9 protein-coding genes are annotated in these 9,960 nt (G+C 46.2%); 1 reads left to right on the top strand and 8 read right to left on the bottom strand.

Annotated elements, in window-relative coordinates; all coding sequences use genetic code 11:
- The first annotated feature begins 42 nt into the window (after positions 1-42).
- A complete protein-coding gene (gene barA / locus R8N46_RS21420; protein WP_213972541.1) occupies positions 43-2,841 on the top strand; it encodes a two-component sensor histidine kinase BarA in 2,799 nt (932 codons plus the stop codon).
- 69 nt (positions 2,842-2,910) lie between these two features.
- Here the strand turns inward: barA and acpS are convergent, their stop codons facing one another.
- From acpS to R8N46_RS21380, 8 genes are all read right to left on the bottom strand, one after another.
- A complete protein-coding gene (acpS, locus tag R8N46_RS21415; RefSeq protein WP_115386289.1) occupies positions 2,911-3,291 on the bottom strand; it encodes a holo-ACP synthase in 381 nt (126 codons plus the stop codon).
- Positions 3,292-3,301: 10 nt separating this feature from the next.
- Positions 3,302-4,036: a pyridoxine 5'-phosphate synthase gene (gene pdxJ, locus R8N46_RS21410; protein WP_005384579.1), complete on the bottom strand. Its 735-nt coding sequence runs from the start codon at positions 4,034-4,036 to the stop codon at positions 3,302-3,304.
- Positions 4,033-4,764 carry a DNA repair protein RecO gene (gene recO / locus R8N46_RS21405; RefSeq protein WP_005384578.1) on the bottom strand — a complete coding sequence of 244 codons (732 nt, stop codon included), beginning with the start codon at positions 4,762-4,764 and terminating at the stop codon, positions 4,033-4,035. Before recO ends, pdxJ begins: the two co-directional genes overlap by 4 nt.
- Before the next feature lie 115 nt (positions 4,765-4,879).
- Positions 4,880-5,842 (bottom strand): GTPase Era, encoded by a 963-nt coding sequence (gene era, locus R8N46_RS21400; protein ID WP_005380931.1) that lies wholly within the window; start codon positions 5,840-5,842, stop codon positions 4,880-4,882.
- Entirely contained in the window at positions 5,835-6,512 is a 678-nt protein-coding gene (gene rnc / locus R8N46_RS21395) for a ribonuclease III (RefSeq protein ID WP_005380932.1), read from the bottom strand. Before rnc ends, era begins: the two co-directional genes overlap by 8 nt.
- A 21-nt stretch (positions 6,513-6,533) precedes the next feature.
- On the bottom strand, positions 6,534-7,433 hold the full coding sequence (lepB, locus tag R8N46_RS21390) for a signal peptidase I (protein WP_005380933.1): 900 nt from the start codon (positions 7,431-7,433) through the stop codon (positions 6,534-6,536).
- A gap of 104 nt (positions 7,434-7,537) precedes the next feature.
- On the bottom strand, positions 7,538-9,331 hold the full coding sequence (gene lepA, locus R8N46_RS21385; RefSeq protein WP_005384577.1) for a translation elongation factor 4: 1,794 nt from the start codon (positions 9,329-9,331) through the stop codon (positions 7,538-7,540).
- Between the two features lie 158 nt (positions 9,332-9,489).
- Positions 9,490-9,960 carry a SoxR reducing system RseC family protein gene (locus tag R8N46_RS21380; RefSeq protein ID WP_005380936.1) on the bottom strand — a complete coding sequence of 157 codons (471 nt, stop codon included), beginning with the start codon at positions 9,958-9,960 and terminating at the stop codon, positions 9,490-9,492.

Raw genomic sequence — 9,960 nt, 5'->3', positions numbered from 1 at the left:
GCGTTATTTTCCCATATCCAGACTCCGATGTAATTAGATAACATGACCAGATATGGCTTACGAGCACGTGTAATTACACTAACTCTCGCTCCCACTCTCATTATTGGTTTATTACTGAGCGGCTTTTTCTCATTTAACCGCTACCAAGACCTTGAGAAACAAGTTATCACCACTGGTAACAGCATTATTGAGCCGCTGGCGATTGCCAGTGAAACTCATCTACTATCAGAAAGCCGTGAGGCGGTACGTCGCTTGATAAGCTACGCGCACCGCAAAAACTCCAAACTGGTTCGTAGTATCGCGGTATTTGATGAACATCATGAGCTCTTTGTGACCTCTAACTTTCATCCTAATTTTGAAGCCTTGATGTTTCCCAAAGATAAACCGATCCCGCAACTGGGTAATTCGGAAATCTACGAAAACTCACTGATATTGCGTGTCCCCATTTTGTCAGAAGGTCACTACTTAGCGGAGTTGTCGAACGAAAGCCAAGGCACAAAAGCGATTGGTTACATCGCCGTCGAGTTAGATCTCTCCTCCTTGAGGCTGCAACAGTATCAAGAAGTCTTCTCTGCTTTTTTAGTTCTGGTTCTCGGTCTTGGCTTAGCAAGTGTGTTTGCTTCACGTCTAATGCACGATGTGACCCAACCTATCACCCACATGAAGAATGTCGTTGACCGAATTCGCCGTGGTCATCTGGATGTGCGTATCGAAGGCAAAATGCACGGTGAGTTAGACCAGCTAAAAAATGGCATCAACGCCATGGCGGTATCGTTATCAGAATATCACGTGGAGATGCAGCACAGTATAGACCAAGCCACATCCGACTTACGTGAAACGCTTGAGCAGCTAGAAATTCAGAACGTTGAGCTGGATATCGCGAAGAAACGCGCGCAAGAAGCGGCCAGGGTTAAGTCAGAGTTCTTGGCGAACATGTCGCACGAGCTGCGTACTCCGCTCAATGGGGTGATTGGCTTTACTCGTCAAATGCTTAAAACGCAGCTTTCTAACAGCCAAACGGATTACCTACAGACGATTGAGAAGTCGGCGAACAACCTGCTGAATATCATCAATGACATTCTCGACTTCTCGAAACTTGAAGCGGGTAAGCTGGCGCTGGAAAATATTCCTTTTGATTTCCGAGAAAGTTTAGAAGAGGTAATTAACCTACAAGCCACAAGTGCACATGAGAAAGGGTTAGAAATCACCCTAAAAGTGGACCCTAAAATTCCACCAGGTTTAGTTGGGGATCCACTACGTATCCAGCAAATTTTGACGAACTTAGTAGGTAACTCAATCAAGTTTACCGAGCGAGGCAACATTGATGTTAGCGTAGAAATGCGCTCTCAATCAGGAGACTCCGTCGAACTACAATTCATGGTGCGTGATACCGGTATTGGTATCTCTGAGCGTCAGCAAGCGCAGTTGTTCCAAGCCTTTAGCCAAGCGGATGCCAGTATTTCACGTCGTTACGGTGGTACTGGCCTTGGTCTGGTTATCACTCAGAAACTGGTGAGCCAGATGGGCGGCGAAATCAGTTTAACCAGCCGTCTACACCAAGGTTCAACCTTCTGGTTTACGGTGCGCTTGCACTCAACCGAGATGCCAATGAGCGAACTGATTGAAGTGGAACTTCTGACTGGGAAGCAGTTACTGCTGATTGAACCAAACATGCAAGCCGCATCCGTAACCCAACAGATTCTAAGTCAGGAGGGTATTTTAGTAACCTACCGCTCTTCGCTACCAAACAACGAAGAACAATATGATTATGTATTGTTGAATTTAGCGGCCAACCAGACTCACGATGCGGAAGTTATTACACCTTGGATAGAACAAGCGAAACGTATGGCTCCGAGTGTTCTCCTAGGGACACCGAGTACCGAATTGGCGCTTGCGGACCAAATAATGACAGAGCATCACGTCCAGTGCCTGACGAAGCCATTGTCTCGCCGTAAGTTGCTACAAAGCCTGATTAGCGAACATGTAGAATCGCCACCGGTATTAAGCGCTCCAATTACGCCAAGCGAAGGGGACCGTTTACCTCTGACTGTACTAGCAGTGGATGACAACCCTGCAAACTTGAAGCTGATCTCTGCACTGCTCCGCGAACGAGTAGAAACCGTCACCGCCTGTAGCAATGGCCAGCAAGCGGTGAACCTGGCGACAGAGAAAAAGTACGATTTAATCTTCATGGATATCCAAATGCCACAAATGGATGGTGTGACCGCTTGTAAGCACATTAAAGAGTTGGAGCTAAATAAAGACACGCCAGTGATTGCGGTAACGGCGCATGCCATGGCTGGGGAACGAGACCGCTTGCTCTCGGCAGGAATGGATGACTACTTGACCAAACCTATTGAAGAGCATGTGCTACAACAGGTTTTGGTTCACTGGAACCCAAATGCTTGTACAGAGAGCATTGGCAAAGTCGCCCCTTCATACGTTGATGAACCTGAAGGAAGCGTACCGCAATCCGTTTCTTCGCCTCAGCAGGATGTGATTATTGATTGGCAAGCAGCCTTGAAACAGAGCGCGAATAAAGAGGATCTCGCCAAAGATATGCTGCGCATGTTGATTGAGTTCATCCCTGAAGTAGAAGCAGTCGTTGACCAAGCACTGGAGCAAGAAGATATCTCTCGTGACGACCTAACTCATGTCATCCATAAGCTGCACGGCAGTAGTTCATATTGTGGCGTTCCAAGGCTGAAATCACTCTGTGCGACGCTTGAACAAGCACTGCGCTCAGGGATCAGTCTTGAGGAAGTTGAGCCTGAAATGTTCGAGCTGCAAGATGAAATGATTAAAGTAACAACAACCGCAAAGTTATACCTTGAACAGTGATCTATTGAAGAGAAACAAAAGCCAGAGCAAATGCTCTGGCTTTTTAGTATTTTGTTTAAGACTTACAAGCTAGGATTCAAAAATGACCGTCGCCACAGCGTAATGACGCTCATCGGAAATGGACAGGTGAATGTGGTTAACGCCCATCGCATCCGCTATTTGCTTGGCTGTGCCCGCCAATGCGAGCACTGGTTTTCCAAGCTCATCGTTCGAGATGGAAAAGTCGTGAAACGTGACCCCTTTTGCGATCCCTGTTCCCAATGCTTTTGAGGCCGCTTCTTTAACTGCAAAGCGCTTAGCAAGATAACGACCTTGCAGCTTAAGCTGTGAGAATTTGGCCATTTCGTCTTCTGAAAGAATCCGCTGAGCAAAAGGTTCACCACTACGAGCTAACGCTTTTTCAATACGCTCAATTTCTGCAATGTCGGTCCCTAACCCTATAATCGCCATCTAGATAGCCCTATGACTGGCGAGCCTCAATCATCAGTGCTTTCATGTCAGCAACCGCTTTATTTAAACCATCAAATACTGCGCGACCAATGATTGAATGACCAATGTTGAGTTCGTAAATTTCTGGTAATGCAGCAATTGGTGCGACATTGTGATAAGTCAGGCCATGCCCGGCATTAACAATAATACCTAGGTCATGTGCATAACTCGCACCAGCAGCAATCTTCTTCAGTTCAGCTTGCTGTTCGTCTTCTGTCGTCGCATCTGCATAGTGGCCAGTATGTAGCTCAATAAACGGAGCGCCACACTTTTTCGCAGCTTCAATCTGTTGACGGTCAGCATCAATAAAGAGCGAAACTTTAATGCCGGCATCTGTCAGCTTTTTCGTCGCAGCTTTAATTTTTTCAAGCTGCCCTACAACATCTAAGCCACCTTCCGTCGTCAGTTCTTCACGCTTTTCAGGCACTAGACACACAAACTCTGGTTTAGTTTGCAGCGCAATCTCAACCATTTCGTCCGTCACTGCCATCTCTAGATTCATACGCGTTTGAATGGTTTCACGCAGAATACGTACATCACGATCCAAAATATGGCGACGGTCTTCACGTAAGTGGATAGTGATACCGTCCGCGCCTGCACGCTCAGCAATTTCAGCAGCGTGAACAGGATCTGGGTATTTTGTACCACGTGCATTACGTAGAGTGGCAATATGGTCGATATTGACGCCTAAATAAATTGAGCTCATTTTCCGTTACTCCGTGCTCTGGGGGTCTGAATGAAAAATTCACGACTTTTTAAAGGTTTGCCGCCAAGATACGGCTTTAAGGCTATACGTGTAAAGCGTTTTGCCGCTTTTAGCTGCTCTTTAGTGACGAACCGCCGCTCACTGATAGCAATCAGTTCATTCCCTAAAAACGTGAGGTTATCGCGCCTAACCGAAGCAATAAACCCTTTCTGTTCCCGGTAACGATAGGTCATTTCTGGATCGACGGGCTCGCCGGTACCTGCACAATGCAAAAAATCCACGCCATACCCCATCGCAGACAGCAAGGCTAACTCAAAACGACGCAGTGCAGGCTCAGGGTTCTCGTTGTGCGCCAACTCGGTTAACGCATGCAAATAATCATGAAATAGTGCTGGCATCGGCACTTCAGCCATCAAAATACGGCCAATCAGTTCATTGACGTACATGGCTGAGTAGAGATTAATGCCCGTTAACGGCAAACCTAGACTTATCGGCTCGGCTTGACGCAAAGTTTTCATTGAGCCTTTCCCCGACCATTTAAGTAATAGCGGGGTAAAAGGTTGCAATGCGCCTTTTAAGTTCGAACGCTTACTGCGCGCGCCTTTGGCCATTAAAGTCATTCGGCCATATTCCTCACTAAATACATCAAGGATTAAGCTCGATTCACTGTAAGGGCGTCGGTGCAATACAAAACAGCGCTGTAAACCTTCGGAAGACAGATTACTCATCTAAGTCATTGTGCCTAAAAAGTGTGAAATAAAAAATAAGGAGCCGAGCGGCTCCTTATTTTAATCGATACTGATTTTTCATCGATGTTGGAGCGAAGCACCTTCGCAGCCAAGATTATAAATCGTCTATATAACCCAACGATCGCAACGCTCGTTCGTCGTCTGCCCAGCCAGATTTCACTTTTACCCAAGTTTCTAGGTAAACCTTACGACCGAACAATTCTTCCATATCTAAACGCGCTTCGCGACCAATGGTTTTAATCTTCTCGCCGCCTTTGCCAATCACCATTTTCTTCTGGCCATTACGCTCAACAAGAATCAAGGCATTGATGTGGAAACCGTCGGTTTCTGGGTTGTAATCAAAACGTTCAATCTCAACCGTTACTGAGTATGGCAGCTCTTCACCAGTAAAGCGCATCAGCTTTTCACGCACAATCTCAGACGCCATAAAACGCTGAGAACGGTCAGTCACGTATTCTTCTGGGAAGTGATGCGTTGCTTTAGGTAGGTGATTACGCACGTGCTTACGCAGTACGTCAATGTTCTTACCTTGCTTGGCAGAGATTGGCACAACATCCACGAAGTCCATCTTCTTAGACATCTCCGCCATGTGTAGCATCACGTCGTTACGATCTTGTACGTTGTCGACTTTGTTTACACAAAGCACAACTGGGAAGTTCGATTTTTGAAGTTTGGTCAGCACCATCTCATCATCTTTAGTCCAATGCGTACCATCGACTAAGAAGAACACAAGGTTTACATCACTCAATGACGAGTTAGCTGCACGGTTCATCAAACGGTTAATCGCACGCTTTTCTTCAATGTGAAGTCCAGGCGTGTCAACGTAAATCGCTTGGTAATCGCCGTCCGTATCCACACCCATAATACGGTGGCGTGTCGTTTGCGGCTTACGAGAGGTGATCGAAATCTTCTGACCCAAAATCTTGTTCAAAAGTGTCGACTTACCTACGTTTGGGCGACCAACAATCGCAATAAAGCCACAGTGTTGGTTTTCTGGCGAGCTTGGCTCACCCTGTGATGCGAAAAACGCATCGATATCGAATTCGTTATCAGCCATTTGTTAATTGCTCAAGTGCTGTTTCAGCAGCCGCTTGTTCTGCCTTGCGGCGGCTGGTGCCTTTACCGATTACAGGCTTATCCACACCTGCTACTTCGCACTCAACCGTGAACTCTTGGTTGTGCGCTTCACCTTTAATATTAGTCACTGTGTAGACAGGCAGCGGTTTTCTTCTGCCTTGTAGGAACTCTTGTAGGCGAGTTTTCGGATCTTTTTGTGAAACGCCTGGTTTAATGGCTTCAAGGCGTGACTGATACCAACTCAGTACAATGCCTCGCACAACTTCAAGATCACTGTCTAGGTAAATTGCGCCAATAATGGCTTCAACCGCATCGGCTAAAATAGAGTCTCGGCGAAAACCGCCACTCTTCAATTCACCTGGACCTAATTTTAAATAATCTCCTAGATCGAATTCACGACCCAGTTCCGCCAATGTATGTCCGCGAACCAAAGTAGCACGCATGCGGCTCATGTCACCTTCGTTCACTTTTGGGAAACGATGGTACAGATCATCAGCGATGACAAAACTTAAAATTGAATCGCCCAGAAACTCAAGACGTTCATTGTGCTTACTGTTGGCGCTGCGGTGCGTCAGCGCCAAATTGATAAGCCCGGCATCTTGAAACTGGTAGCCGAGCTTTCTCTCTAGTTTATCAATTGGAGAATTCATACTCTCTCGATATTTGAATGGTTAGTGAATGCCACCGATGCGGTTAAAACGCACACCAGTTGGAATCCATGAAGGTAGAACACTATCTGCGCCACGATCAAACTCGAAGCTGATCCAGATCGCGACAGCTTTACCGACTAAGTTTGCTTCTGGAACAAAGCCCCAGTAACGGCTGTCAGCACTGTTGTCACGGTTATCACCCATCACAAAATACTGACCTTGTGGTACAACCCACTCTGTCGTGCCGCTACGTGGGAAATATTGCTCCACGCGGTTACGCACAAGAGGGTTAACCAAAATATTGTGCTCAACGTTACCCAATTTTTCATCCAGTTGGATCATTGGGATACCGTTCGAGCTAAACTGACTTTCTTCAACATTGCTCAGTTTAACTGGCTTACATGCCGATTCGCCTTGGCTTTGCACGCAAAGCTGCTTATCACTTGAATAACGCACGATATCACCAGGTAAACCAACTACACGCTTAATGTAGTCCACACTTGGTTGTGGTGGGTATTTGAATACCACGATATCACCACGCTCAGGCTTACCAGTTTCCACTAGCTGAGTACGCCATACTGGGTCTTTTAGACCGTACGCGTACTTCTCAACTAAAATGAAATCGCCAACCAGCAAGGTAGGCATCATTGAGCCTGATGGGATTTGAAATGGTTCGTAGATAAAAGAACGTAATACTAAAACGAACGCGATCACAGGAAAAATAGAGACGCTATTTTCAACCCACCAAGGCTGACGCTCAACTTTTTGCAAGGTCACTGCATCCAAACCATTAGACGTCTGAGCTTGAATCTCAGCCAGTTTTTCCTGACGCTTTTTCGCGAAAACCAGCTTTTCCAATAGCCAAACCACGCCAGTTACCAAAGTCGCAATAACCAACATCAGTGAGAATGTATTCGCCATTAAATTCCCTTATCTAAAAATACGAAAGTGAAAGAGCCGAAACCCTTTCACTTATTTTAATATCTAACGTCTTAAGACCGACAAGTGTGAGACAAAGTTCAACTTTAGTCTTTACCTACGTGAAGGATGGCTAGGAACGCTTCTTGAGGCAGCTCAACGTTACCGATCTGCTTCATGCGTTTCTTACCTTCTTTCTGTTTCTTCAGAAGTTTTTTCTTACGACTTACGTCACCTCCGTAACATTTCGCAATAACGTTCTTACGCAACTGTTTTACCGTTGAACGAGCGATAATGTGGTTACCAATTGCCGCTTGGATTGCGATATCAAACATTTGGCGAGGGATGAATTCTTTCATCTTCTCTACCAACTGACGACCGCGAGTCTGAGACTGATCTTTGTGTGTGATCATCGCCAATGCATCAACAGTGTCACCGTTAAGAAGAACGTCTACACGTACCATGTTCGAAGCTTCAAAACGCTGGAAGTTGTAATCCAAAGATGCGTAACCGCGTGATGTTGATTTCAGACGATCGAAGAAATCCAGTACCACTTCAGCCATTGGAATATCGTAAGTCACAGCGACTTGGTTACCGTGGTAAACCATATCAACTTGACTGCCTCGCTTTTCAACACACAGGGTGATTACATTACCTAGGTACTCTGAAGGCACAAGGATATTACAACGCGCAATCGGTTCACGAATTTCTTCAATATCATTGATCGCTGGTAGTTTTGCTGGGCTATCAACATACAGCAGATCGCCATCCGTCTTCTCAACTTCGTAAACTACCGTTGGTGCTGTGGTAATAAGATCCAAGTCGTATTCACGCTCTAGACGCTCTTGGATGATTTCCATATGTAGCATGCCAAGGAAACCACAACGGAAACCAAAGCCTAGTGCTGCAGAGTTTTCTGGCTCGTAGAATAGCGATGCGTCGTTTAGGCTTAGTTTGCCTAGTGCGTCGCGGAAGTTCTCGTAATCGTCAGAAGATACAGGGAACAGACCTGCGTAAACCTGAGGTTTAACTTTCTTAAAGCCTGGTAGCGGTTTATCACAACCATTCTTCGCTAGAGTCAGCGTATCACCAACAGGGGCACCAAGAATGTCTTTGATACCACAAACAACCCAACCTACTTCACCAGTACGAAGGATATCGGTATCTACTTGTTTTGGCGTAAAGATACCAAGACGATCTACACCCCAAACTTGGCCCGTACTCATCACTTTGATCTTATCGTTCTTCTTCAGTTCGCCGTTTTTAATACGCACTAAAGAAACAACGCCAAGGTAGTTATCAAACCATGAGTCAATGATCAGCGCTTGTAGTGGCGCATCTGGATCACCTTCCGGTGCTGGAATCGCTGACACAATGTTCTCTAGAACGTCATCAACACCGATGCCTGTCTTCGCAGAACAGCGGGTTGCTTCCATTGCATCGATACCAACGATTTCTTCAATTTCTTCCGCTACACGCTCAGGATCAGCTGCAGGTAGGTCAATCTTGTTTAAGATTGGCACAACCTCTAGATCCATTTCGATCGCGGTGTAACAGTTAGCCAGTGTTTGAGCCTCAACACCTTGACCCGCATCCACAACCAATAGCGCACCTTCACAAGCCGCTAGAGAACGTGATACTTCATATGCAAAGTCAACGTGCCCCGGAGTATCGATGAAGTTCAGCTGATACGTCTCACCGTCTTTAGCGGTGTAGTTTAGCGTCACACTCTGAGATTTGATGGTGATGCCACGCTCACGTTCAAGATCCATTGAATCCAGAACCTGTGCGGCCATTTCACGATCGGTTAACCCGCCACAAACTTGGATTAGACGGTCTGATAGGGTCGACTTACCATGGTCGATGTGGGCGATAATCGAAAAGTTACGAATGTGCTTCATAGATTTAGGGTGACTAACTCTTTACAAATAGGGACAGTAAGAAACGCCATCTACTGACGGCATTTCAATCAAGTTGGCAGATTCTACCGAATTTCGTTAACGGGCGCACGTAATTTAAAGTACATACCCAAATAACCTTTAGTGGAGGGGGACAGCACTTACTGGATTGGCTCTCCAAGTACCCGAACGAGGGTAACTTGGCGCTTGGATTCATCTTCTAACGGACGAGAAACACGTTTTGCGATCCACATTCCACCAGCGGCAAACAATACCGATGCCAATATGATGATGCCTTCCCCGCCGGCTGTCAGCGGCGCTAACAGGAAGTGACCAAACATCGCACCGATAATCAAACCAAACAATGGCAGTAAATAAACCGCCATTGCTGATTTTATTAGGCTCGACTCAGGAAAACCAATCTCAACGACTTGACCTATTTTCACCGATTTATCCGTGCGCAGGTGCCAAGATAAACTCTTGTTACCAATGGCTTTAGTAACAACGCCCGTTCCACAGCTTTTCTGTGAAGAGCAACTACTGCAACTGGTCTGCTGTTCGCAACTTAAATCAATTTCGAATTGCTTGCCGCGACGATGCACGTCTGTCACGGTAGCCAACGCGGTCATCAT

Source organism: Vibrio sp. 1874, from assembly GCF_033344395.1.
Lineage (GTDB): Bacteria > Pseudomonadota > Gammaproteobacteria > Enterobacterales > Vibrionaceae > Vibrio > Vibrio alginolyticus.
Note: the sequence above shows the minus strand (reverse complement) of the source record. Positions and strands in the feature narration are given on the sequence as shown.

What these genes read in the sequence shown, in the direction of transcription:
- barA (WP_213972541.1), top strand. Translation starts at nt 43, where the DNA reads ATGACCAGATATGGCTTACGAGCACGTGTAATTACACTAACTCTCGCT.
- acpS (WP_115386289.1), bottom strand. Translation starts at nt 3,291, where the DNA reads ATGGCGATTATAGGGTTAGGGACCGACATTGCAGAAATTGAGCGTATT.
- pdxJ (WP_005384579.1), bottom strand. Translation starts at nt 4,036, where the DNA reads ATGAGCTCAATTTATTTAGGCGTCAATATCGACCATATTGCCACTCTA.
- recO (WP_005384578.1), bottom strand. Translation starts at nt 4,764, where the DNA reads ATGAGTAATCTGTCTTCCGAAGGTTTACAGCGCTGTTTTGTATTGCAC.
- era (WP_005380931.1), bottom strand. Translation starts at nt 5,842, where the DNA reads ATGGCTGATAACGAATTCGATATCGATGCGTTTTTCGCATCACAGGGT.
- rnc (WP_005380932.1), bottom strand. Translation starts at nt 6,512, where the DNA reads ATGAATTCTCCAATTGATAAACTAGAGAGAAAGCTCGGCTACCAGTTT.
- lepB (WP_005380933.1), bottom strand. Translation starts at nt 7,433, where the DNA reads ATGGCGAATACATTCTCACTGATGTTGGTTATTGCGACTTTGGTAACT.
- lepA (WP_005384577.1), bottom strand. Translation starts at nt 9,331, where the DNA reads ATGAAGCACATTCGTAACTTTTCGATTATCGCCCACATCGACCATGGT.
- R8N46_RS21380 (WP_005380936.1), bottom strand. Translation starts at nt 9,960, where the DNA reads ATGATGACCGCGTTGGCTACCGTGACAGACGTGCATCGTCGCGGCAAG.